Raw genomic sequence first — 21306 nt, forward strand, 5'->3', positions numbered from 1 at the left:
CGCGCAGCCGCCATCGCGGCTGCGCTCCCCCCGTCGCGTACGCGCGGCCCTTTCCGCAAGGAATTCCCATGCCATCGATCACCAACCGCCGCATCGTGCTGGCCTCACGCCCGCACGGCGAGCCGAACGCAGCCAATTTCCGCATTGAAGACGTCGCCTTGCCGCCCACCGGGCACGACCAGATCCTGGTGCGCAACCGCGTCCTGTCGCTGGACCCGTACATGCGCGGACGCATGGACGAAGGCCCGTCCTATGCCGCACCGGTGGAGATCGACGCGGTGATGGAAGGCGGCACCGTCGGCGAAGTGCTTGAGTCGCACCATGCCGGCTATCAGCCGGGCGACCTGTTGGTGCTGCCCGGCGGTTGGCAGAGCCACAGCCTGCTCACGCCCGCCGCACCGTTGCGCAAGCTGCCCAAGGACGATGCCCTGCCGCTCAGCACCGCGCTCGGCGTGTACGGCATGCCCGGCTTCACCGCCTACGCCGGCCTGCACGAAATCGGCAAGCCGCAGGCCGGCGAAACCCTGGTGGTGGCGGCAGCCAGCGGACCGGTCGGTGCCACCGTGGCCCAGCTGGCGCGTCTGCAGGGGTTGCGCGTGGTGGCCATTGCCGGTGGCGAGGAAAAGGTGCGGTACCTGCGCGAGGTGCTGCGCGTGGATGTGGCGCTGGACCATCGCGCCGACGACTTTGCCGAGCAGTTGCGCGCGGCCGCCCCGGACGGGATCGACATCTATTTCGAGAACGTGGGTGGCAAGGTCTTCGACGCGGTGTTGCCGCAATTGAACGCCTTTGCGCGCATCCCGGTGTGCGGCGTGATCGCCACCTACAACAGCCGCGGCCAGGCATTGCCTGGGCCGGATCGCCTGCCGGAGTTCGTGGGCCAGGTGCTGCGCAAGCGGCTGACCGTGCGCGGCTTCATCCAGCACGATTTCATCCGCCTGATGCCCGCCTTCCTGCGCGAGATGGGCCAGTGGCTGCGCGACGGCCAGATCCAGTACCGCGAACACGTCCTGCACGGCCTCGACAGCGCCCCGCAGGGCCTGATCAGCCTGCTGCGCGGCGAGAACTTCGGCAAGGCCGTCGTCGCACTGGACTAATGGCTCACAGCGCCCCGCACGACATCAGCGTTTGCGATTCACGATTCCTCATTCCCGATTACCAAAGGAACACAATGACAGTCCCCGCATTCGGCCTCGGCACCTTCCGTCTCAAGGACCAGGTCGTCATCGACTCGGTGCGCAATGCACTGGAGTTGGGTTACCGCGCCGTCGATACCGCGCAGATCTATGACAACGAAGAACAGGTCGGCCAGGCCATTGCCGCATCCGGCCTGCCGCGCGATGAGCTGTATCTGACCACCAAGATCTGGGTCGACAAGTTCGACCGCAGCGCCTTGCTGCCCAGCCTGCAGGAAAGCCTGCGCAAACTGGGCACCGACTACGTCGACCTGACCCTGATCCACTGGCCTTCGCCCAAGGATCAGGTGCCGATGCGCGACTACCTGGAAGCCTTGAACGAGGCCCGGCAGCAGGGCCTGACCCGTGCGATCGGCGTCTCCAACTTCACCATCGCGTTGATCAAGCAGGCCATCGAGATCCTGGGCGCGGAGGCCATCGCCACCAATCAGATCGAAGTGCATCCGTACCTGCAGAACCGCAGCCTGATCGCGTTCCTGCGCGAGCAGGGCATCCATGTCACCTCCTACATGACGCTGGCGGTGGGCGAAGTGCTGAAGGATCCGGTGATCCAGGCGATTGCCGCGCGCCACGACGCCACGCCGGCGCAGGTCACCCTGGCCTGGGCATTGCAGCAGGGCTATTCGGTGATTCCGTCCTCGACCAAGCGCGACAATCTGGAAAGCAATCTCAAGGCGCAGACGTTGCGGCTGAGCGCGCAGGACATGGCCGAGATCGCGGCACTGGACCGCGGGCAGCGTCTGGCCAACCCGAAGGCCATCGCACCCGACTGGGATTGAGATCCCGGCTGCCACGGGTCGGCACTGCCCGGCCCGTGGCATCATCACCGCGACGACCGCTCGTCGTCGCGTGCTGGTTGCACGCGGCAGGCGCTGCTACGGTGCCGGGCACAGGGGGTAGTCTCGGCAACGGAGTCCTACCCATGCACAGCGCATCCGTCTTGACCCGCCGCACCGTCGATCTCGCCACGGAGATCGCCTACTGGCGCGATGTCCACGCCGAAGGCCATCTGGGTGGTTACGCGTTCGCCGATTACGCCCGGCTACTCACACTCGGCTACGACATCTATCTGGCCTATCCGCGCGCCACCGAGGCGCAGCTGTATCGCGTGCTGCAGGACGGCTATTACCACTACCAACCGCTGCTGTCGGTGCCCTGGGACCAGGCGCGCTGGATCGTGCGGCATGCGTGGCGGCATCTGGAGGAAGCCGCCGTTCGGCATTGAAACAAGCATTCTGAAAAAGAATTGGCCACTCGGACGACCGCGCAGCCCTTGCGGCTGCCCGGTACTGTCAGCTCACTGCGCCAACCCCATCGCCTGACGATCGATGCGGTGCTTGTCGGCCAGTGCCTGCATGCCCTGCAGCGTAGCGGCGATCAGGCCGGCATAGCGCAGCCGCCACAACGTGGCGCGGGCGTTGTCGTCATGCGTATTGCCCAGGCCGTCGAGCACCTGCGGCAGACGGCGGTCGGCCAGCGCGGAGGCGGCCAGATAGGGCTTCTCGGGTGCGATCACATCCACCGGTGCGCGCCAGTCGTTGGCAACCTGCTGGGAAATGCCGGCCAGGTGCGAGAGCTGGTGCATCCCGATCAGCGTCTCGTGCAACATCTCGCGGCACGCCCACTGCCACAGCGCCACCTTCTCCGATGGGTCCTTGGCAATCTCGGTGAGTGCCAGATCAACCTTTTCGATGCGTGAGTCGAGCATTGCTGAGCTCCGATGCTGCTGTGCAACATAATTCACACCATACACCGTGAGAATCAAGTGAGCCAAACGTTTGCAGGATGTCGGCGCAACGATGCTCGACCCGGTTCACGCTTTGCGTGTCGAGGCCAAGACGCCGCTGCGGCACCCTGACTTCCTGCCCATGGCCAGGCGTGCAGCTGCGCGCCATGCTGCCGCATCACCACTCCCGGGCATCCGTCATGCGCGTCCGCACCTTCCTGGCCCCGCTCCTGCTGCTGGCGGCCTGTAGCGCACAGGCTGCAACCGCCAGGCCGCAGGTGTCCGCACAGCAATGCGACGTCAGTACCTCCTACGACGTGCTGGCCGACAGCGGCGGCATCTGGCTGCGTCGCAAACAAGGCGTGCCGCGCGAAATTTTCTTCCACGGTGGCGAACTCAACATCGATCGCCAACCGCAAGCGGTCAGCGCTGCCGACGCGCAACGCCTGCGCGAACTCGAACAGGGCGCACGCGCGCTGATGCCGGCCGTGACCGCCATCGCCCGTTCGGTGGTCGACATCAGCTTCGACGCACTGGCCGGCGTGGTGCAGATGCTGACCGACAGCGCGCGCCAGGAGCGCAAGGTGGAGCGGCTGCGCGGCACCGCACTCGCGCAGGTCGATGCCACGCTGGGGCGTGGGCGCTGGGAACAGGCGCTGTTCGACGAACGTTTCCAAGCCAGTGTCGGACGTGCTGCCGACGACCTGGCCGGCAGCCTGGCCCGCAGCGTGATGTGGACGGTGATGACCGGACGCGCTGCGCAGCTGGAGCGACGCGGCGAGCAACTGGATGCGCGCATGGAGCAGCAGATGCAGGTACGCAGCCAGGCGCTGGAAGCACAGGCACAGACGCTGTGCACGCAGGCGCAGGCACTGTATGGAGTGCAGCAGGCGCTGGAATATCGTTTCCAGGGGCAGCGGCTGCAGATGCTCGAACTCAACACGCACCGGCAGAAAGACGACGCGGATGCGCCGGTGCCCAGCAGCGTTGTGGCGACGGCCGCGCGTTGACGGCGGCGATGCAGCACATGCGGACTTGCACGCCTTGTGGCAGCCCAACGAGTCGCTTCAGCCAGATGGCTGCCGTGACTGCGTATGACGCAATGCATGCATGAATGCAGGCATTGCGCAGCAGCCGGCGGCGCGCTGATCGCCGTCCCAGGACCGCTGCTTCAGAGCCCCTCATCCCGCACTGGTTGATGCCATCCCAGGGCGATCGCACGGCGGCAGGCATGGCTGCGTCGGCCGGTTGTCTCGGTATCAGGCGAGCAGCCACTGCCGCAATGCATCCGACACCGCCTGCGGCTGCTCCAGTGGCGACAGATGGCCGCACGCAGGCACTTGTACCAGACGCGCCTGCACTGCGAGTGCGGCCATTTCCTCATGCAAGGCAGGCGGGGTGATCGCATCGTCCTGGCCGCACAGCACCAGCAGCGGGCCGGCATAGGCGCGCAGCAGCGCGCGGCCGTCTTCCCGCTCCAGCCGGTTCTGCCGCAGGAACACCTCCACGCCCAGACGCTGGGTCATGCCACGCACCCGCTCCAGCAAGGCCTCGTCCTGCCAGCGCGAGGGATGCACGTAGTGGCGCAGCAGCCGTTCGCCGAATCCGTGGAAGGCACCGGCGCCACGCACACTCGCTTCCTGCGCGCGCCGTTGCGCCGTGCGCTCGGGCGAATCGGCACGTGCGGAGGTATCCAGCAAGGCCAGCCGCTCCACGCGTTCCGGCGCGATACGCAGGATTTCCTGCGCGACGTAGCCGCCCAACGAAAACCCCGCCAGCGCAAAACGCGGCGGCATCTGCGCCAGCAGCTGCGTCGCCAGCGCGCGCATGCGCTCGCCCTGGGTGATGTCGCCGACCACGCAGTCGGCAACCTCGGCCAGGGCCACGCGCTGCGCCTGCCACAATTGCGCATCGTTGAGCAGACCGGGGAGCAGCAGCAAGGTCGGACGCGTTGCGCTCATGCGCAGGCAAATCCGATCGGGATCGCAGAAACAGGCACTGTCATCGCGACAGTGTGCCGCGCGGTGACGCCCATCGCCAGCGCGTGCATGCGCGCCCGGACGCGGGTGCATCGACTCGTTGGCGTGTCTTGCATCCATGCCAGGTCACGCTGGCACAGCGACGCCGACTGTCTGTGTTCTTCAGGGCAGCGCTCCTGCCGCTGCAACAAAAAACGGCCCGACGCAGGCGCCGGGCCGTTTGTGACTCCACCACGTATTGCGCGTGGTGGTGCTGGCGTGGATCAGGCCAGGGTCAGGGTGACGTCGATGTTGCCGCGGGTCGCGTTGGAGTACGGGCAGACCTGGTGGGCCTTGTCGACCAGCGCCTGCAGTTCGGCCTGGTCCATGCCCGGCACTGCGATGCGCAGCTCCACGGCAATGCCGAAGCCGCCTGGAATCTGGCCGATGCCGACGCTGCTGTCGATGCTCACGTCGCCCGGCAGCTTGAGCTTGTCCTGCGCTGCGACAGCCTTCATCGCGCCGATGAAGCAGGCTGCGTAGCCGGCAGCGAACAGCTGTTCGGGGTTGGTGCCGTCGCCGCCGGCGCCGCCCAACTCGCGCGGCGTGGAGAGCTTGGCGTCCAGCGCCTTGTCGGAAGACACGGCACGGCCTTCGCGGCCACCGGTGGCAGTGGCGTGGGCGGTGTAGAGGACTTTTTCAGGTGAGGCCATGGTGGTTCTCCAGAATGAGCGCTGTCAGCGCGCGATGTAGCTGAATAGTTGGCGATTAAATCGTGTGCGATATTTTTAGGAAACGTACAGGCAACGCTGGATCGACTCACCCCGCACCGAGGCTGGAGCGTAACGTCTCCAGTTGCTGCTTGAGTTGACGCAACTCGTCCAATGAACACGCCGAGGCACACAACACCTGCTCCGGCACCGCGCCGGCCTTGGCGCGCAGTGCGCGGCCGGCATCGGTCAGCGCAATGATCACCTGACGCTCGTCGCTGGCGGCGCGGGTGCGGGTGACCAGTCCGGCAGCCTGCAGCCGCTTGAGCAGCGGGGTCAGCGTGGCCGAGTCCAGGTACAGGCGCTCGCCGATCTCCGACACGCTACGGCCGTCGGTTTCCCACAACACCAGCAGCACCAGATATTGCGGATAGGTCAGGTCCAGCGTCTTCAGCAGCCCGCGGTAGAGCTTGTGCATCGCCAGATTGGCCGAATACAGCGCAAAGCACAGCTGGTTGTCGAGTTGCAGCAGCGCATTGGTCCGGGCGGTGGTGGCTGTGGCGGTGTCCATGGCTGCAATTTACATTGCGCGCAATTTAATTGCAAGCGATTTTATCTATCGTGTCACCAGGTATCGTCGCCAACCTGGTCCATGCCGCCGTCCCGATCGGTCACGACGGCCTGTGGAATCGCGGGCCGGGCCGCGTGTGCACGTCTACGCCCGATGCGCGGTCGCCAGATACTCGGCGCTCTGCATCTCGATCAGGCGCGAGGCGGTACGCTCGAACGCGCCGGCCAGGCGCTGGCCGCTGTACAACGCAGGCGGTGCGTCCTGCGCGGTGCAGACCAGGTTGACGTGGCGGTCGTACAGCTCATCGATCAGATTGACGAAGCGGCGCGCGGCGTCCTCGTTCATGCGGTCGAAGTGCGGAATGCCGCCCAGCAACACGGTGGTGAATTCGCGCGCTATCTCGATGTAATCGCCCGGGCCACGCGGGCCTTCGCACAGCGCGGCAAAATCGAACCAGGCAATGCTCTTGCCGCGCGCGCGTACGCAAATCTTGCGCGCCTCGATTTCGATATTGCCGCTGCGCGCCTCCGAATGTCCGCTCAGTTCGCCCCACCGCTGCGTCAGCCACGCATCCGCCTGCGCATCCAGGGGTGCGCGATACACCGGTGAGCGCGTCAGCGCGCGCATGCGGTAATCCTCGGTGCCTTCGGCATAGAGTTCCACGCAGAACTTCTGCAGCAGACCGATCGCCGGCATGAAGCTGTCGCGCTGCAGGCCGTTGGCGTAGAGGTTTTCCGGCGCGGTGTTGGAGGTGGTCACCAGGGTCACACCTTCGGCGAACAGGCGTTCCAGCAGGCGCGCCAGCAACATTGCATCGCCGATATCGGTAACGAAGAATTCGTCGAGCACCAGCACGCGCAGATCCTCGCGCCACTGCTGCGCGATCTTGGCAAGCGGATCGCTTTGCCCGGCATGCTCGCGCAGTTGCTCGTGCACTCCGCGCATGAAGCGATGGAAATGGGTGCGGTACTTCTGCTTGATCGGCAACCCGTCGTAGAACAGGTCGACCAGGAAGGTCTTGCCGCGCCCCACCCCACCCCAGAAATACAGGCCGCGCACCGGCTCGGGCTTTTTCCAGAACGCCGACAGCCGGTCCAGCCAGCCGTCCTGCGCGCTGTCCACCAATGCCTCGTGGATGCGGTCCAGTTCCGCCAGGGCCGCCTGCTGCGCGGGATCGGCGCGCCAGTCGCCGCGTTGTACGCCGGCGGCGTAGCGCTGCGACGGGGTCATCTCACTCATCGTGTTCTCCGCGGGCCGGCTGCTGCCTTGCCCGCTCAACGGCGCATCGCCGGGCGATACGCATGGGCCCTGCCGCGGTCAGAGGGTGGCCGGCAACCAGCGCCGGACACCATGCTGGATCGCACCGCGCAGGTCGATCAATTTGCGGTGGAAAAAATGGCTGGTGTCGGGCATGCGTACCAGCTCCGGCGGCTGCTCCAGGGTGTCCAGCCAGTCATACACCGCCTGCGGGTCGACGACTTCGTCGGCATCGCCCTGGATCACCAGCCACTGCGCCGGCGGTTGCACATCGCTGAAATCCCAGCGCCCGGCCGGCGGCGCGATCGAGATCAGCACCTGCGGTTCGAGCGAACCGGCGGCGCGCAACGACACATACGCCCCGAAGCTGAAACCGCCCAGCCACAGCGTGTCGCCGGGGCGCTGGCTGCGCACCCATGCAGCGACCGCACGCAGATCGTCCTGCTCGCCATCGCCATGGTCGAACGCACCGGCCGAGTTGCCGACACTGCGGAAATTGAAGCGCACCACGGTGATCCCCAACTCGCGCAGCGCGCGCGCAGCCATGGTGACGACCTTGTTGTGCATGCTGCCGCCCTCGGTGGAGAGCGGGTGGCAGACGATGGCGGTGACCGGTTGCACGGCAACGTCCGGCTCGGGCAGATCGACCGCAACCTCGAGCGGGCCGACCGGCCCGTCCAACGTCAGTGCAGCCGCTTCGGTGGGGAATAAGGGATTGGACATGCCGTCATAATAGCCGCCCCGCCGGCCGCGTTCATCGCCCTGCCTGCACACTTCGTTGCGTTGCCCATGCATTTCCTGCTGTTTTCCGTCGTTTGCAGTGTCCTGGTGTCGGTGTTGCTGAAGCTTGCGCCACGCCGCGATATCGATGTGTTTCAGGCCATTACCTGGAACTACGCTACCGCCAGCGTGTTGGCTGTTGCACTGCTCAAGCCCTCGTTTGCCAGTCTGGGCGCGCCGGCCACGCCGTGGTTTGCGCTGCTGGGGCTTGCGTTCGCGTTGCCGGGTATTTTCCTGCTGCTCGCACGCTCGATAGGCGTGGCCGGCATCGTGCGCACCGATGTGGCGCAACGTCTGTCGCTGTTGTTGTCGCTGGCGGCGGCCTTCAGCGTCTTTGGCGAAACCGCCGGGCCGTGGAAGCTGGCCGGCCTGGGTGTCGGGCTGCTGGCAATCGTCGGTATCGCGCAGCGCCCGCGTGCTACCACTGCGGTCGAGCCCGCATCGAACGCCGACAACCGCGCGCGCGCGTGGCCGTGGTTGCTCGGCGTGTGGGCCGGCTTCGCGCTGATCGATGTGCTGCTCAAGATCATCGCGCTTTCCGGCACGCCATCGCTTACCGCATTGACGCTGTGCTTTGCGATTGCATTCGCGTTGCTGCTGGTCGCGCAGCTGGCGCGCACGCGGCGCGGCCATCGCCTGCATCTGCGCAGCATCGCTGCCGGCCTGCTGCTGGGTGTACTCAACTTCGGCAACATCCTGTTTTACGTGCGCGCGCACCAACGCCTGCCGCATAGCCCGGCAACGGTGTTTGCGACGATGAACATCGGCGTGGTGGTGCTCGGTGCGCTGGTCGGCATTGCGGTGTTCGGCGAGCGCACCACCGTTTGGACGCGCGTGGGCCTGGCCCTGGCAGTGCTGGCGATCGCACTGATTGCCTGGGGTTCGCGCTGACGCAGCACGCATGCGGTCGCGCAGGGCGTGCGCAACTCGCGCACGCGTTGCGCGGCAGCTTCAACGCTGCCAGTGCGGAAACGGATCGTCCAGCAGTTGCCATTGCGCCGGGCCCTGGCGCAGTTCCTGGTCGCTGAGCAGGCACGCATCCAGCGCTGCGCGCGTGCGCGGTGCATCCATGTCCACGCCGATCACCGCCAGCTCCTGGCGACGGTCGCCCCACAGCGGGTGCCAGAGCCGCTGCATCGCGGCGTATTCGCTGGCATCGCCGACCTCGTGCAAGTGCGGCAGCGGCGCGGTCCAGCACCGGGTCTGCTGACGTTGCCAGCCGATATCGGTGTACGGCAATGGCGTGATGCTGGTCTGCAGCGGCTCTCCGATCGCGTGCGCATCCACGCGATGGCGTGCGGCGAACCAGAAACCGGCCGCATTGGTCTGGGTCGCGCCACCCACGCTGGACAATTCGCCGACCCAATCCATGCGGCTGGCCAGCCAGAAAAAGCCCTTGCTGCGAATCACCTGCGGCAGCCCGCCCTGCACCATGCGCGCGAAACGCTGCGGGTGAAACGGCCGGCGCGCACGATAGACGAAGCTGCTGATGCCGTATTCCTCGGTCTCCGGCGTGTGCTGGCCGCGCAGTTCCTGCATCCAGCCCGGCGCCAGCTGTGCACGGGTGAAATCGAAGCGGCCGGTGTCGAGCAGCTGGCGCAGCGGCACCTCGCCGTGCGCCGCGTCGACGATCGCCGCCTCGCGATTGAGCGCACGCAACACCGCGCGCAGGCGTTGCAGCTGCCGTGTATCGATCTGATCGCACTTGCTGATCACCAGCACGTCGGCGAATTCCACCTGTTCGCCCAGCAACTGCACCAGCCCGCGGGTATCGTCCGGGCCGGCTTGCTGGCCAAGCTCGGCCAATGTGGCCGCCGAGCCGAAATCCTGCAGGAAGCGGCTGCCGTCCACCACCGTCACCATGGTGTCGAGCCGGGCGATGTCGGCAAGGCTGAAGCCGTCGGCATCGCGCACCGCAAAGGTGGCCGCCACCGGCATCGGCTCGGCGATGCCGGTCGATTCGATCAATAGATAGTCGTAGCGCTTCTGTTCGGCCAGCTTGCGTACCTCCTGCAGCAGATCGTCGCGCAGCGTGCAGCAGATGCAGCCGTTGCTGAATTCCACCAGCGTCTCTTCGGTGCGTCGCAAGGCCGCGCCGCCCTCGCGCAGCAGTTGCGCGTCGATGTTGACCTCGCTCATGTCATTGACGATCACCGCCACGCGCAGGCCGTCGCGGTTATGCAGGATGCGGTTGAGCAAGGTGGTCTTGCCGGCGCCGAGAAAGCCGGACAACACGGTGACGGGCAGGCGTGAATCGCGCTTGGGGGACAGGGACATCCTGAGGGCCTGGCTGGAATGGAAGTGTTACTATATAACACTCGCTCGACAGGACACCCCCCGATGCGCGTTACCGCTTCCGTGCTGGACAACTCGGCCATCGCCTTATCCAGCCTGTGCCTGCTGCACTGCCTGGCCCTGCCATTACTGGCCGCCACATTGCCGCTACTGGGTGCCTGGAGCCAAGCCGAATGGGTGCATGTGGTGTTTGCCGCGGCTGCCGTGCCGCTGAGCGGCTACGCGTTGCGGAGCAGCCATCGCCGGCATGCGCTGCCCGCGCCGGTGTGGGCGCTGGCGGTCTTCGGCCTGGCCGGCCTGGTGCTGGGCGCCAGCGGGGTTGCCGACGGCAGCTGGGAAACCCCGATCACGGTGACCGGCAGCCTGCTGCTGGCCGGCACGCACCTGCTCAACCTGCGGCTGCGCCGCCGCGCCGGGAGGTGCGCCAGATAGCGCGCTATAGCGAAAAACCCAGCAGCACCGGGTCGTGGTCGGAACTGCGCCACGGGCCGGGCAGGTTGCGCTTGGCATAGCCGGCGTCGTCCATGACATCGGCGTTGATATGCCATTCCACCGCGCCGCGCAGTTGCTTGGCCATCGCCGGGCTGAGCAGGGCGTGGTCCAGCCGCCCGCTCATGCCATCGTAGACGTAGCTGTAGGGCTGCTTGACACCAGCCACCGCAAAGGCGTCCTGCCAGCCGCTGGCACGCAGGCTGCGCATCGGGGTTTCCATCGCGTAGGCATTGAAATCGCCCAGCAGCACGGCCAGCCTGGTCTGCGCGCCGGTGGGGTCGGTCTGCAGCCACTGGTGCAGGCGCTTGGCCGATTCGGTGCGGGTCGCGTTCCAGCAGGCCTGGCCGTCGCGCTGGTCGGCATCGGCGCCGCTGGCACTGCCGCAGCCCTTGGACTTGAAGTGATTGGCGACCACCACGAAGGTCGCCCCGCGGGTGCTGCGAAACGCCTGCGCCAGCGGCACCCGGCTGTGGCTGTCGAACGGCCCGCCGGTCAGCGTGGCCGGCTTGCCGACCGGAGTGACCTGCGAACTGCGGTACACGATGCCGACCCGGATCGCGTCGTCGCCCGGGCCGCTGCCGGTGTCGACGAACTGCCAGTCCTTGTCCTTGTCGCCCGCGTTGAGCGCGGCGACCAGTTGCGCCACCGCCGCATCGGCGCCATTGCCGTCGTTTTCCAGCTCCATCAACGCGGCCACATCGGCACGTAGCGGCACGATGGTGGACACCAGCTTGGTCAGCTGCGCCTGGAACTGTTCGTGCGTGCTCGCGCCGCGCTTGGTCGGAAAGCCGCCGCCGCGGCCATTGCCGTTGAAGAAGTTCTCCAGATTGAACGAAGCGATACGCAGATCGCCGCCCACCTGCGGCGCCACCGCGGTCGGCATGGCCGGCAGCGTCAACGGACTCAGGACCTGGATGCGGTAGTTGCCGTCGTAGCGCTGGTCGACGATACCGTCGACCGACTTGAGCAGGCTGCCACTGCGTAGTACCGGATCGGCCGGCAGATAGGCCACCGTCTTGGGGCTGCGGCCATTGCGTGCGTCGTCCAGCAATACCTGGCGACGGGCATTGTCGGCCTCCACCTGCGCGAAGGCCGGGGTACCGGCGGCGGCCACGTCGCTTGGCTGCCACAAGCGCCCGCCGAACGCGGCGACCAACTCGCCATAGGTGTCCAGGCGATCGCTGCCATTGAGCGTCAACGCGGCGATGCGTACGTGCTCGCCTTCCAGCGCTTCCCAGTTGGCCGGCGGCCCGCTGAGCATGCGCACCGGCACCGGCTGGCCGCTGGCCAGTCGCTCGATGCTGCTGGCATCCACCGTGGTCAGGCTCGCCTCGCCACCTGCCGATGCCTCGCGCACGGTGCCGACGATGCGCACGCGGTCGCCCACCGCCACCTCGGCATTGCCGGCACCGGTGACGAACAGGCCGTGCGAGCGCCGCGGCTCGAAGCCGGGCTGCTGCACGAACAGACCCGCCAGGCCGGCACGCGTATCGGCGGTGACGATGCCCTCGACGTCGACCACACGGCCGTCGTGGGGGCTACGGGTGTCTTCGCCCTGCACGTCGGCGATCGACAGACGTTGCGGCGCGCCCTCGGCGGCACTGCCCAGCAGTGGCGCCAACAGACCGATCACACCGAGCACAACCAGCGAGCAACGCGACATCGACACACTCCAGAAGGACGTAGACCACATGCACGCGCCACCCCGAAAGGCGGTGCGTGAGAACCGCGACAGGCTAGCAAAACGTTGCGAGTGGCGACCAGTTGCTGCATGGATCTCGTGGCCGTGCGCAGGTGCCGGCAACTGCGTACATTCCCCGAAGCGATGGCGCTGACGTGGCCGCCCGAGGCTGACGTCGTCGTACAAACACGTCGTGCAGCGAGTGCAAGCGCTCGCGCAATGCCTGCCACCCTACAAAAGCAAAGCGTGCTCCAGCGCGCGCAAGCCTCGCGATTGACCAGATCGACGCGCCCGCGCACGGCAGGCGCTACCACCTGGCCGCACACCGACCGCTTGCATCAGCCGCTTGTTGCGAGTGCTTGCTGCTGCTTCAGGTGCTTACTTCAGGTTGCCCAGCATCCAGTCGACCGTGGCCCGCACCTGCTCTTCGGTCAACGCCGGGTTGCCGCCCTTGGGCGGCATGATGCCGCCGTCCGGGCCGGTATAGCCCTCGATCGCGTGCTTGTACAAGGTGTCCTTGCCCTGGGCGATACGCGCGTCCCAATGCGCATGGTCCAGCGTCGGCGCCTTGCCCACGCCGGTGGTGTGGCAGGCGGTGCACAGGTTGTCGAAGATGGTCTTGCCGTCGGTGCTGCCGCCATAGGCAGACTGCGAGGCGGCCTTGGCCAGCGCTGCCGCCTGGGCTGCGGCCTGTGCGGACGCGCCGGTGGTGCCGGCATAGACCGCGCCGGCCGGGGCGATGCGTTGCTGCACGCGCTTGGCCGCGGTGGGCGAGACTTCGTCGGGAATGGCGCGTTGCAAATAGGCTGCCAGGGCAATCAGGCCCAGGGTGATCACCACCAGTAGGCCGATCACCATCGAGAATTTCTTCAGGAACTCGAGGTCGTAATTCCGCACGCGCTCACCCCTGGCTGTTGGTCGAAGACCTCTGCTAGCGCCGGAGTATAGAGCACAGTTTGCGCCCGTCTGGCCACTGTGCATGACAGTGATTGCAGCGGTGTGCGCTGCGCCCTGGCGCGCTATGGGTCTTGCGCGCATGCACCGTCTGCAGCCGCCGATGAATTGCCGCAATGCCGCATGAGACGTTGGTCTGGCTGGACGGAATTGCGTATCATTCCCATCAATCCACGGTGATGCGGTCCTCGCCTCGCCCGGTCCCGCTGACGAGGAGTCGCCGCGATGAAGTCCTTCCTGCTGTCCTGCCTGGCCTTGGCCAGCATCAGTCTGTCTGCCCAGGCCCACGAGATCTGGATCGAGCGCGACGGCAGCGGCCCGGTGCGCATCTACTTCGGCGAGCCGGCGCAGGAAGCCCTGGATCACGGCGAAGACGAGATCAAGCGCCTGGTCAAGCCGACCGTGTTCGGCAGCGCCGGCAAGGCTGGCGCCCTGCAGCGCGGCAGCGCCTTCCTCACCGCGCCGTTGTCCGGCACCGGCGATGCCTGGCTGAGCGACGACAGCGTATTCGAGCCGTGGAAGGGCGAGGCCGGCGGCTTCGAGACGGTGAGCTACTACGCACGCGCCGGGCGCGCCACGCCCTCGGCCAAGCTCGATTTCGAACTGGTGCCCACCGCCGCCGACAGCAACACGCTGACCGTGCTCTATCGCAACAAGCCACTGCCCAAGGTCGAGGTGACGGTGATCGACCCGCAGAAGTGGCAGAAGACGCTGACCTCCGATGCCAAGGGCCAGGTGACCCTGCCCAAGCTGCGCGCCGGCCGGCACATCCTGGTTGCCACCAACAAGGAGCCGGTGAAGCGTGAGATCGCCGGCAAGCAGGTATCGATGATCCATCACATCAGCACGTTGACCTTCCTGGCCGAGTAAGTCGGCCACACGCCTGGCTGATCCGATGTCTACCGCACCGTCCCTGCCGCTTCCCTGGTTCAGGCGTCCCTGGCTGGGCGTGCTTGCGCGCACGCTGGCGGCGATGTTCGGCGGCTATGCACTCGCCAGTGCCACCAATCTGCTGCTGGCGCTGGTCCTGCCCCTGCCACGCAGCGAGGCGGTGTTGACCAGCATGCTGGTCGGCATCGTGGTGTGCGCCTGCGCGCCGCTATGGGCCTTCGCCACCGCCAGCGTGTGGCGCGCCTGGGCCGGCATCGCGGTGCCGGCGGCGCTGATGTTCGCACTGGCTGCATGGCTGCAACGGGGCGTGGCATGAAGCAGGGATTCCGCCAGTCGATGGCGTGGCTGCACACCTGGACCGGGCTGCTGGTCGGCTGGGTGCTGTTGTTGATCTTCATGGGCGGTACGGCGAGTTATTACCGCGACGAAATCAGCCGCTGGATGCGCCCGGAATTGCCCACCACCACGGTGAGCAACGCAACCGCGCTGCGCAGTGCCGAGCAGTATCTGCAGACGCATGCAGCCGATGCGCAGAGCTGGAACATCACCTTGCCGGACACGCGCAATCCGGTAGTCAGCATGTACTGGCAAAACCCTGCGCCAGCCGATGGCAAACCGGCCAGCCGCCGCCAGATGTACGGCAACGCCATCATCGACCCGGCCACCGGCAAGGAGATCGCCGCACGCGACACCCTGGGCGGCGAATTCTTCTACCGGCTGCATTTCGATCTGCATTATCTGCCGGTGATGTGGTCGCGCTATATCGTCGGTTTCTGCGCGATGTTCATGCTGGTGGCGATCATCAGCGGCGTGATCACGCACAAGAAGATCTTCAAGGACTTCTTCACCTTTCGCCCGGGCAAGGGCCTGCGCTCGTGGCTGGATTTCCACAATGTCAGCGCGGTGACCGCGTTGCCGTACCACGCGATGATCACCTACACCGGCATCGTGACCTTGATGTTCATGTACCTGCCGTGGGGCATCAAGGCGCAGTACTCCGACAACGAAATGCGTTTCTACGAAGAGGCCGCCAACCGGGTGGCCGATACGCGAAGCGCCTCTGGCACGCTGGCGCGCATGCTGCCGCTGGAACAATTGGTGGCGCGTGCGCGCAGCGACTGGCGCGGCGGCGAGGTTGGCAACGTGGCGGTGTCGCTTCCCAACGACGCGCACGCGGCGGTCGGCGTCACCCAGTTGGCCGACAATCTCTCCACCGATGCGCCGTCGATCCTGTTCGATGCGATCAATGGACAGCGCCTGCAGCGCAGCGGGCCGCCGGGCGGTGCCAGCCAGACGCGTGGGGTGATGGTGGGCCTGCATATCGCCCACTTCGCCGGGCCATGGATGCGCGCGCTGTTCTTCGGTTCCGGCTTGCTCGGTTGCCTGATGGTGGCCAGCGGCGTGGTGATGTGGGCAGTGAAGGAACGCCCCAAACATCTGAAGGCCGGGCGCATCGGCTTCGGGCTGCGGTTGGTGGATGCGCTCAACATCGGCACGGTCGCCGGCCTGCCGATCGCCTTTGCCAGTTTCTTCTGGGCCAACCGCTTGTTGCCGGTGAGCCTGGAAGCGCGCGCGGCAATGGAGGCCAATCTGTTCTTCGCCGCATGGGCTACTGCATTGCTGGCAGCATTCGTGTGGCCACGGCGCGCGATGTGGAGCTGGCAGCTGTATCTGGGTGCGGGCTTGTTCGCGTTGGTGCCGGTGGTCAATGCGATCACCACCGATGTGCATCTGGGCGTGACCTTGCCGGCCGGGCAATGGACGCTGGCCGGGGTCGATCTGGTCTGCCTGTTCCTTGGCGTGTCTCTGGGAATGGCGGGGTGGCGCTTGCAACACTGGAAGGCACCGCAACCGGCGTCGGCACGACGCGCGCGCGCCACTGCCGCCGCGCCTGCGCAAGGCAGTGTGCCGATGCAGGAAAGCGCATGAGCGTGTGGCTGTTGCTGGCGCTGAATTTTTCCGGATTCGCCGCGCTGTGCCTGGCGATGGACAAGCATCAGCAGGACGTACGTGGCCGCACGCTGGGTGCCGCGCGTTCGCGGCAACTGCGCGTGCTGGGTTGGCTGCTGTTGCTGCTCACCTTCGGCCTGGCGGTACGCGCGCAAGGCTGGGGCATCGGTCCGGTGTTGTGGCTGGGCACATTGACCGGCGCTGCCGCGTTGCTGTCGCTGGGGCTGCTGCCGTATCGGCGTGGATTGATTCTGCCGACGGCTGTGGCCGCGCCGGTGCTGGCGGGTGCGCTGCAGCTGTTGGTGGGTTGAAGGACGTCGTTACGCCTCAATCGGCGGATCGCCCCAGCTGCGCCCGTCGCGCGGCAGGCGGCCATCGTCGAACACATGCAGCACGTGTTCGGGCTGCAGCATGTCCACAAACAGCACCACGTTGATGCCCTGCGGCAAGGCCATGCTGGGAAAGATCACGCCGGGGATCTCCGCCTCGCGCAGCATGTCGCCGAGCACCCAGCTCACCGGTTCGATCTTGTTGACCAGGGCCTTGCGCCAGTCCTCGGTCCAATCGGCCCAGAGCGGATCCCAGCTGGCATCGAGCAGGCGCAGATCGGCCAACGCCGGCAGGTCGGCGGCGTAACTGACCAGGGTCAATGGCGGCAGGAACAGCGCGGCCTGCGCGTATTCGGCAGCAGCGGTTTCCAGCTGCAGCGACAGATACAGCGCCGGCTGCCCGAAACGATTGAAGCGCCCGCCCGAGCGCGCCGCACCGGCGCCGCTCAGCGGTTCGGCGGCCCAGCGCGGAGTGAAGGCGCGATACAGCGTGCAGCGCGCCGGGGCGCTCAGCTTCAACCGGCGGCCCCCGAGGCCACGGTGCGCAGATAGGTCAGCGCATCGTCGGTACGGCCCTGTTTGACCACTTCCAGCAAGGTGGCGAATTCGAACGCGGGGATCGGGGTGTTCTTGAGGTGGAACACCACCTGGCGTTCGTCCGGCTGGACCTGCGTCATCGCCACCAGCAGGCGCGACAGGTTGCGTAGCAAGTCCTGCACGCGCGGGCTTTCCGGATGCACCCGCAGGCTGTTGCGATGCACGCCGGCCAGCTCGGCCAGCTCCTGCTGCGACAGATCCAGCAGGCCGGCCATGGCCGTGGGCGACAGGATGGTGCGATCGGGCACGCGCAGGCGTTCGGTCAGGGCCAGGGGATTGAGAACGGCGACCATCGCACGACTCCAGCAGGACGAGTGCACATTATATGCACAGTAAGAAGAATTCATACAGCCCAGTTAGGCGCTCAGTCAGTGCACTGTCAGCCCGTCGGCTGGTGCGCTCCCACCGCGCGCAGGCAGAACCCGCAGATCGCCTCGACCAGTTGCTCGCCCTGCTGCGGGTCGCCACGCCTGGGGGCGATCGGCCCCACCAGCGCCTCGGTGAAGGCGCCGACGATGCAGGCCGCCGCCGCGTCCAGCGACTGCTGCGGGAACTCGCCGGCCGCCACGCCTTCAGCAAGCAGCTGGCGGAACACTTCGCCGAACAAGCGTCGGCCACGGATGCGCTCGGCATCCACTTCGCTTTCCACCGGCTCGGCGATGAAGGCATATGCCAACGCGGGGCCGGCCAGCGCGCGCCGCACGAAGGTCGCGATCGCATTGCGCAGGCGCTCAGCAGCGCTGGCCTGGGTAGTGGCGATGGCGCGCAGGATGGTCATCTCGCGCTGTATTGCCGCGTTGAGAACTTCCACGAAGAGCTCTGCCTTGGACGGGAAGTGTCGGTAAATCTGCCCGGTCGACACGCCGGCGGCAGCGGCGACGGCGGTCACCGGGGCATTGCGATAGCCGCCTTCGGCAATCAGGGCGCGGGCCGCATGCAGGATGCGTTCGCGATTGCCGGCCAGGCGTTCTTCCATCAGGGCGGAGCGTCGATAAGCCATGGTGTGATTCTGGGTTCAATAGTTGAATTTTAGTTCACTTTTTCATTGCGGACCGCTAGGCTGCTTACAAACGCCGTGCGGCCTGCCCGCTCCCACCCGGCACATCCCGATCCCTGCGGAGTCGCTCCATGCACGTGCCGTCCCTGAATTTTGCGCTTGGCGAAGACATCGATCTGCTGCGCGAAAGCGTGGCGGCCTTCGCCAGCCACCATATTGCCCCGCTCGCGGCCGCGGCCGATCAGGACAATGTCTTCCCCGCCCAATTGTGGCGCCTGTTCGGTGAGCAAGGCCTGCTCGGGTTGACCGTGGAAGAAGAGTACGGCGGCAGCGGCATGGGCTACCTGGCACATGTGGTGGCGATGGAAGAGATCTCGCGGGCCGGCGGGGCCATCGGCCTGTCGTACGGCGCGCATTCCAATCTATGCCTCAACCAGCTGCGCAAGAACGCCACGCCGGAACAGAAACAGCGCTACCTGCCCAGGCTGTGCACCGGCGAGCATGTCGGCGCGCTGGCGATGAGCGAGGCCGGCGCCGGCTCGGATGTGGTGTCGATGAAGCTGCGCGCCGAGGCGCGCGGCGACCGCTACGTGCTCAACGGCAGCAAGATGTGGATCACCAACGGCCCCGATGCCGATGTGCTGGTGGTGTACGCCAAGACCGACCCGGATGCCGGCGCACGCGGCATCACCGCCTTCATCGTCGAAAAGGGCATGAAGGGGTTCTCCACCGCGCAGAAGCTCGACAAGCTGGGCATGCGCGGCTCCAACACCTGCGAGCTGGTGTTCACCGATTGCGACGTGCCGGCCGAGAACGTGCTGGGCACGCTCAACGGTGGCGTGCGCGTGCTGATGTCCGGGCTGGATTTCGAACGTGTGGTGCTGGCCGGTGGCCCGTTGGGCTTGATGGCCGCGGCGATGGATGTGGTGCTGCCGTACGTGCACGAGCGCAAGCAGTTCGGCGAGCCGATCGGCACCTTCCAGTTGATGCAGGCCAAGCTGGCCGACATGTACGTCGGGCTCAACGCCTGCCGCGCGTATGTGTATGCGGTGGCGCGCGCCTGCGATGCCGGGCTGACCACGCGCCAGGATGCGGCCGGCGCGATTCTCTACGCCGCCGAAAAAGCGACCTGGCTCACCGGCCAGGCGATCCAGGTGCTGGGCGGCAACGGCTACATCAACGACTACCCCACCGGGCGCCTGTGGCGCGATGCCAAGCTGTACGAGATCGGCGCGGGCACCTCGGAGATCCGACGCATGCTGATCGGCCGCGAGCTGTTCGAACGCACCGCCTGACGGAGCCACCATGAGCGTGATCACCAGCCAGCTGCAGATCAGCGGCGAGAGCTTCCAACATAACGCCGCAGCGATGCGCACCGTGGTCGAGGATTTGCGCCGCACGCTGGCGCAGACCGCGCTGGGTGGCAGCGCCGCCGCGCGTGCCAAGCACAGCGCACGCGGCAAGTTGCTGGTACGCGAGCGTATCGATGCCTTGCTGGATCCGGGCAGCGCCCTGCTGGAGATCGCGCCATTGGCGGCGCATGGCATGTACGACGATCAGGTGCCCTGCGCCGGTGTGGTGGCCGGCATCGGGCGCGTGTCCGGGGTGGAATGCGTGATCGTGGCCAACGATGCCACCGTCAAGGGCGGCACCTATTACCCGATGACGGTGAAAAAGCATCTGCGCGCGCAGGAAATCGCGCAGCAGAACCGCTTGCCGTGCATCTACCTGGTCGATTCAGGCGGCGCGTTCCTGCCGCTGCAGGATGAAGTGTTTCCAGACCGCGACCACTTCGGGCGCATCTTCTACAACCAGGCCAACCTCTCGGCCAACGGCATCCCGCAGATCGCCTGCGTGATGGGCTCGTGCACCGCTGGTGGTGCCTACGTGCCGGCGATGAGCGATGAAACGGTGATCGTGCGCGAACAGGGCACGATCTTTCTCGGCGGCCCACCACTGGTCAAGGCGGCCACCGGCGAAGAGGTCAGTGCCGAAGAACTCGGCGGTGCGGATGTGCATACGCGCATCTCCGGCGTGGCCGACCACGTTGCCGACAACGATCTGCAGGCCCTGGCACGCGTGCGCGCCATCATCGCGCAGCTCAACTGGCGCAAGCCGGCTGCATCGCTGGCGCTGCAGGCACCGCTGTCGCCGCGCTACGCCGCCGACGAACTGTATGGCGTGATTCCCGCCGATACGCGCAAGCCCTTCGATGTGCGCGAGGTGATCGCCCGCATCGTCGACGACTCGCAGCTGGACGAATTCAAGCCGCGCTACGGCAGCACCCTGGTCACCGGCTTTGCGCATCTGCATGGCTACCCGGTGGGCATCATCGCCAACAACGGCATCCTGTTCTCCGAGTCCGCGCTCAAGGGCGCGCACTTCATCGAGCTGTGCACGCAGCGCGGCGTTCCGCTGGTATTCCTGCAGAACATCACCGGCTTCATGGTCGGGCGCAAGTACGAACATGGCGGCATCGCCAAGGACGGCGCCAAGCTGGTGATGGCGGTGGCCTGTGCCAAGGTGCCCAAGTTCACCGTGGTGATCGGCGGTTCGTTCGGTGCCGGCAATTACGGCATGTGCGGCCGCGCGTATTCGCCGAACTTCCTGTGGATGTGGCCGAATGCGCGCATCGGCGTGATGGGCGGCGAGCAGGCCGCCAGCGTATTGGCCACCGTGCGCCGCGACGGCATCGAAGCCAAGGGTGGCGCCTGGTCGGGCGAAGAGGAAGATGCGTTCAAGGCACCGATCCGTGCGCAGTTCGAGCAGCAGGGGCATCCGTATTACGCCAGTGCACGCTTGTGGGACGACGGCATCATCGACCCGGCCGATACCCGCCGCGCGCTGGGGCTCGGACTGTCGGCCGCATTGAATGCGCCGATCGAGACGACGCGCTTTGGCGTGTTCCGGATGTGAGGTGGT

Annotated in this window: 24 protein-coding genes; 12 read left to right on the top strand and 12 right to left on the bottom strand. The window is 66.5% G+C overall.

Translation table 11 applies throughout. The annotated features are described in order from the left end of the window. Positions 1–68 precede the first annotated feature (68 nt). The 3 genes from FHT09_RS18745 (at position 69) to FHT09_RS18755 (ending at position 2421) form a co-directional block, all read left to right on the top strand. Positions 69–1097 carry an NADP-dependent oxidoreductase gene (locus FHT09_RS18745; protein WP_184417078.1) on the top strand — a complete coding sequence of 343 codons (1029 nt, stop codon included), beginning with the start codon at positions 69–71 and terminating at the stop codon, positions 1095–1097. A 74-nt stretch (positions 1098–1171) separates the two neighbouring features. Then, complete coding sequence (gene dkgB / locus FHT09_RS18750; protein ID WP_104606914.1) at positions 1172–1975, top strand: 2,5-didehydrogluconate reductase DkgB; 804 nt, start codon at positions 1172–1174, stop codon at positions 1973–1975. Positions 1976–2118: 143 nt separating this feature from the next. Beyond that, positions 2119–2421 carry a hypothetical protein gene (locus tag FHT09_RS18755; protein ID WP_104606913.1) on the top strand — a complete coding sequence of 101 codons (303 nt, stop codon included), beginning with the start codon at positions 2119–2121 and terminating at the stop codon, positions 2419–2421. A gap of 72 nt (positions 2422–2493) precedes the next feature. Here the strand turns inward: FHT09_RS18755 and FHT09_RS18760 are convergent, their stop codons facing one another. Next, the gene (locus FHT09_RS18760) at positions 2494–2904 is read right to left on the bottom strand and encodes a hypothetical protein (protein ID WP_181141393.1); all 411 of its coding nucleotides are present in this window, start codon (positions 2902–2904) and stop codon (positions 2494–2496) included. A gap of 218 nt (positions 2905–3122) precedes the next feature. Between FHT09_RS18760 and FHT09_RS18765 the strand changes: the two genes are divergently transcribed. Next, complete coding sequence (locus tag FHT09_RS18765; RefSeq protein WP_104606927.1) at positions 3123–3932, top strand: DUF2884 family protein; 810 nt, start codon at positions 3123–3125, stop codon at positions 3930–3932. Positions 3933–4181: 249 nt separating this feature from the next. On the opposite strand, the gene FHT09_RS18770 is transcribed toward FHT09_RS18765, so the two are convergent. From FHT09_RS18770 to FHT09_RS18790, 5 genes are all read right to left on the bottom strand, one after another. Then, positions 4182–4883 carry an alpha/beta fold hydrolase gene (locus FHT09_RS18770; RefSeq protein ID WP_104606911.1) on the bottom strand — a complete coding sequence of 234 codons (702 nt, stop codon included), beginning with the start codon at positions 4881–4883 and terminating at the stop codon, positions 4182–4184. 281 nt (positions 4884–5164) lie between these two features. Beyond that, positions 5165–5593, bottom strand: a complete 429-nt coding sequence (locus tag FHT09_RS18775; protein ID WP_104606910.1) for an organic hydroperoxide resistance protein — start codon at positions 5591–5593, stop codon at positions 5165–5167. Positions 5594–5699: 106 nt separating this feature from the next. Then, on the bottom strand, positions 5700–6161 hold the full coding sequence (locus FHT09_RS18780) for a MarR family transcriptional regulator (RefSeq protein ID WP_104606909.1): 462 nt from the start codon (positions 6159–6161) through the stop codon (positions 5700–5702). Positions 6162–6305: 144 nt separating this feature from the next. Then, the gene (gene zapE / locus FHT09_RS18785) at positions 6306–7400 is read right to left on the bottom strand and encodes a cell division protein ZapE (protein WP_104606908.1); all 1095 of its coding nucleotides are present in this window, start codon (positions 7398–7400) and stop codon (positions 6306–6308) included. 78 nt (positions 7401–7478) lie between these two features. After that, positions 7479–8141, bottom strand: coding sequence for an alpha/beta hydrolase (locus tag FHT09_RS18790; RefSeq protein ID WP_104606926.1), 663 nt, complete (start codon positions 8139–8141; stop codon positions 7479–7481). 66 nt (positions 8142–8207) lie between these two features. Here FHT09_RS18790 and FHT09_RS18795 point away from each other — a divergent pair, with 66 nt between their 5' ends. Beyond that, positions 8208–9089, top strand: a complete 882-nt coding sequence (locus tag FHT09_RS18795; protein WP_166775236.1) for an EamA family transporter — start codon at positions 8208–8210, stop codon at positions 9087–9089. A gap of 60 nt (positions 9090–9149) precedes the next feature. Here the strand turns inward: FHT09_RS18795 and FHT09_RS18800 are convergent, their stop codons facing one another. After that, positions 9150–10475, bottom strand: coding sequence for a GTP-binding protein (locus tag FHT09_RS18800; RefSeq protein ID WP_104606907.1), 1326 nt, complete (start codon positions 10473–10475; stop codon positions 9150–9152). 63 nt (positions 10476–10538) lie between these two features. Between FHT09_RS18800 and FHT09_RS18805 the strand changes: the two genes are divergently transcribed. Next, a complete protein-coding gene (locus FHT09_RS18805) occupies positions 10539–10925 on the top strand; it encodes a MerC family mercury resistance protein (RefSeq protein WP_104606906.1) in 387 nt (128 codons plus the stop codon). A 4-nt stretch (positions 10926–10929) separates the two neighbouring features. Here the strand turns inward: FHT09_RS18805 and FHT09_RS18810 are convergent, their stop codons facing one another. Next, on the bottom strand, positions 10930–12648 hold the full coding sequence (locus FHT09_RS18810; RefSeq protein WP_104606905.1) for an ExeM/NucH family extracellular endonuclease: 1719 nt from the start codon (positions 12646–12648) through the stop codon (positions 10930–10932). 396 nt (positions 12649–13044) lie between these two features. Continuing rightward, positions 13045–13563, bottom strand: a complete 519-nt coding sequence (locus tag FHT09_RS18815) for a c-type cytochrome (RefSeq protein ID WP_104606904.1) — start codon at positions 13561–13563, stop codon at positions 13045–13047. A gap of 282 nt (positions 13564–13845) precedes the next feature. Here FHT09_RS18815 and FHT09_RS18820 point away from each other — a divergent pair, with 282 nt between their 5' ends. Genes FHT09_RS18820 through FHT09_RS18835 form a run of 4 tightly spaced genes read left to right on the top strand, consistent with a single transcriptional unit; the run spans position 13846 to position 16772 of the window. Next, positions 13846–14490 (top strand): DUF4198 domain-containing protein, encoded by a 645-nt coding sequence (locus FHT09_RS18820; RefSeq protein WP_104606903.1) that lies wholly within the window; start codon positions 13846–13848, stop codon positions 14488–14490. A 25-nt stretch (positions 14491–14515) separates the two neighbouring features. Further along, on the top strand, positions 14516–14827 hold the full coding sequence (locus FHT09_RS18825) for a DUF3649 domain-containing protein (RefSeq protein WP_104606902.1): 312 nt from the start codon (positions 14516–14518) through the stop codon (positions 14825–14827). Next, positions 14824–16440, top strand: a complete 1617-nt coding sequence (locus FHT09_RS18830) for a PepSY-associated TM helix domain-containing protein (protein ID WP_104606901.1) — start codon at positions 14824–14826, stop codon at positions 16438–16440. The genes FHT09_RS18825 and FHT09_RS18830 overlap by 4 nt, the downstream gene beginning before the upstream one ends. Further along, positions 16437–16772 (top strand): DUF3325 domain-containing protein, encoded by a 336-nt coding sequence (locus tag FHT09_RS18835; RefSeq protein ID WP_047124549.1) that lies wholly within the window; start codon positions 16437–16439, stop codon positions 16770–16772. The genes FHT09_RS18830 and FHT09_RS18835 overlap by 4 nt, the downstream gene beginning before the upstream one ends. Before the next feature lie 9 nt (positions 16773–16781). Here FHT09_RS18835 and FHT09_RS18840 read toward each other — a convergent pair whose 3' ends face one another. The 3 genes from FHT09_RS18840 to FHT09_RS18850 form a co-directional block, all read right to left on the bottom strand. Beyond that, positions 16782–17309: an RES family NAD+ phosphorylase gene (locus FHT09_RS18840; protein ID WP_047124548.1), complete on the bottom strand. Its 528-nt coding sequence runs from the start codon at positions 17307–17309 to the stop codon at positions 16782–16784. Then, on the bottom strand, positions 17306–17680 hold the full coding sequence (locus FHT09_RS18845) for a hypothetical protein (protein WP_047124547.1): 375 nt from the start codon (positions 17678–17680) through the stop codon (positions 17306–17308). The genes FHT09_RS18840 and FHT09_RS18845 overlap by 4 nt, the downstream gene beginning before the upstream one ends. An 86-nt stretch (positions 17681–17766) precedes the next feature. Then, positions 17767–18387 (bottom strand): TetR/AcrR family transcriptional regulator, encoded by a 621-nt coding sequence (locus FHT09_RS18850; protein ID WP_047124546.1) that lies wholly within the window; start codon positions 18385–18387, stop codon positions 17767–17769. A gap of 128 nt (positions 18388–18515) precedes the next feature. Here FHT09_RS18850 and FHT09_RS18855 point away from each other — a divergent pair, with 128 nt between their 5' ends. Then, positions 18516–19679 (top strand): isovaleryl-CoA dehydrogenase, encoded by a 1164-nt coding sequence (locus FHT09_RS18855; protein ID WP_104606900.1) that lies wholly within the window; start codon positions 18516–18518, stop codon positions 19677–19679. Between the two features lie 10 nt (positions 19680–19689). Then, positions 19690–21300, top strand: a complete 1611-nt coding sequence (locus FHT09_RS18860; RefSeq protein ID WP_104606899.1) for a carboxyl transferase domain-containing protein — start codon at positions 19690–19692, stop codon at positions 21298–21300. Positions 21301–21306: the final 6 nt, after the last annotated feature.

It is taken from the genome of Xanthomonas sp. CFBP 8152 (assembly GCF_014199025.1).
GTDB lineage: Bacteria > Pseudomonadota > Gammaproteobacteria > Xanthomonadales > Xanthomonadaceae > Xanthomonas > Xanthomonas arboricola_B.

Bases quoted from the DNA above. Each gene is read 5' to 3' on its own strand.
- FHT09_RS18745 (WP_184417078.1), top strand. From the start codon at position 69: ATGCCATCGATCACCAACCGCCGCATCGTGCTGGCCTCACGCCCGCAC.
- dkgB (WP_104606914.1), top strand. From the start codon at position 1,172: ATGACAGTCCCCGCATTCGGCCTCGGCACCTTCCGTCTCAAGGACCAG.
- FHT09_RS18755 (WP_104606913.1), top strand. From the start codon at position 2,119: ATGCACAGCGCATCCGTCTTGACCCGCCGCACCGTCGATCTCGCCACG.
- FHT09_RS18760 (WP_181141393.1), bottom strand. From the start codon at position 2,904: ATGCTCGACTCACGCATCGAAAAGGTTGATCTGGCACTCACCGAGATT.
- FHT09_RS18765 (WP_104606927.1), top strand. From the start codon at position 3,123: ATGCGCGTCCGCACCTTCCTGGCCCCGCTCCTGCTGCTGGCGGCCTGT.
- FHT09_RS18770 (WP_104606911.1), bottom strand. From the start codon at position 4,883: ATGAGCGCAACGCGTCCGACCTTGCTGCTGCTCCCCGGTCTGCTCAAC.
- FHT09_RS18775 (WP_104606910.1), bottom strand. From the start codon at position 5,593: ATGGCCTCACCTGAAAAAGTCCTCTACACCGCCCACGCCACTGCCACC.
- FHT09_RS18780 (WP_104606909.1), bottom strand. From the start codon at position 6,161: ATGGACACCGCCACAGCCACCACCGCCCGGACCAATGCGCTGCTGCAA.
- zapE (WP_104606908.1), bottom strand. From the start codon at position 7,400: ATGAGTGAGATGACCCCGTCGCAGCGCTACGCCGCCGGCGTACAACGC.
- FHT09_RS18790 (WP_104606926.1), bottom strand. From the start codon at position 8,141: ATGTCCAATCCCTTATTCCCCACCGAAGCGGCTGCACTGACGTTGGAC.
- FHT09_RS18795 (WP_166775236.1), top strand. From the start codon at position 8,208: ATGCATTTCCTGCTGTTTTCCGTCGTTTGCAGTGTCCTGGTGTCGGTG.
- FHT09_RS18800 (WP_104606907.1), bottom strand. From the start codon at position 10,475: ATGTCCCTGTCCCCCAAGCGCGATTCACGCCTGCCCGTCACCGTGTTG.
- FHT09_RS18805 (WP_104606906.1), top strand. From the start codon at position 10,539: ATGCGCGTTACCGCTTCCGTGCTGGACAACTCGGCCATCGCCTTATCC.
- FHT09_RS18810 (WP_104606905.1), bottom strand. From the start codon at position 12,648: ATGTCGCGTTGCTCGCTGGTTGTGCTCGGTGTGATCGGTCTGTTGGCG.
- FHT09_RS18820 (WP_104606903.1), top strand. From the start codon at position 13,846: ATGAAGTCCTTCCTGCTGTCCTGCCTGGCCTTGGCCAGCATCAGTCTG.
- FHT09_RS18825 (WP_104606902.1), top strand. From the start codon at position 14,516: ATGTCTACCGCACCGTCCCTGCCGCTTCCCTGGTTCAGGCGTCCCTGG.
- FHT09_RS18830 (WP_104606901.1), top strand. From the start codon at position 14,824: ATGAAGCAGGGATTCCGCCAGTCGATGGCGTGGCTGCACACCTGGACC.
- FHT09_RS18835 (WP_047124549.1), top strand. From the start codon at position 16,437: ATGAGCGTGTGGCTGTTGCTGGCGCTGAATTTTTCCGGATTCGCCGCG.
- FHT09_RS18845 (WP_047124547.1), bottom strand. From the start codon at position 17,680: ATGGTCGCCGTTCTCAATCCCCTGGCCCTGACCGAACGCCTGCGCGTG.
- FHT09_RS18850 (WP_047124546.1), bottom strand. From the start codon at position 18,387: ATGGCTTATCGACGCTCCGCCCTGATGGAAGAACGCCTGGCCGGCAAT.
- FHT09_RS18855 (WP_104606900.1), top strand. From the start codon at position 18,516: ATGCACGTGCCGTCCCTGAATTTTGCGCTTGGCGAAGACATCGATCTG.
- FHT09_RS18860 (WP_104606899.1), top strand. From the start codon at position 19,690: ATGAGCGTGATCACCAGCCAGCTGCAGATCAGCGGCGAGAGCTTCCAA.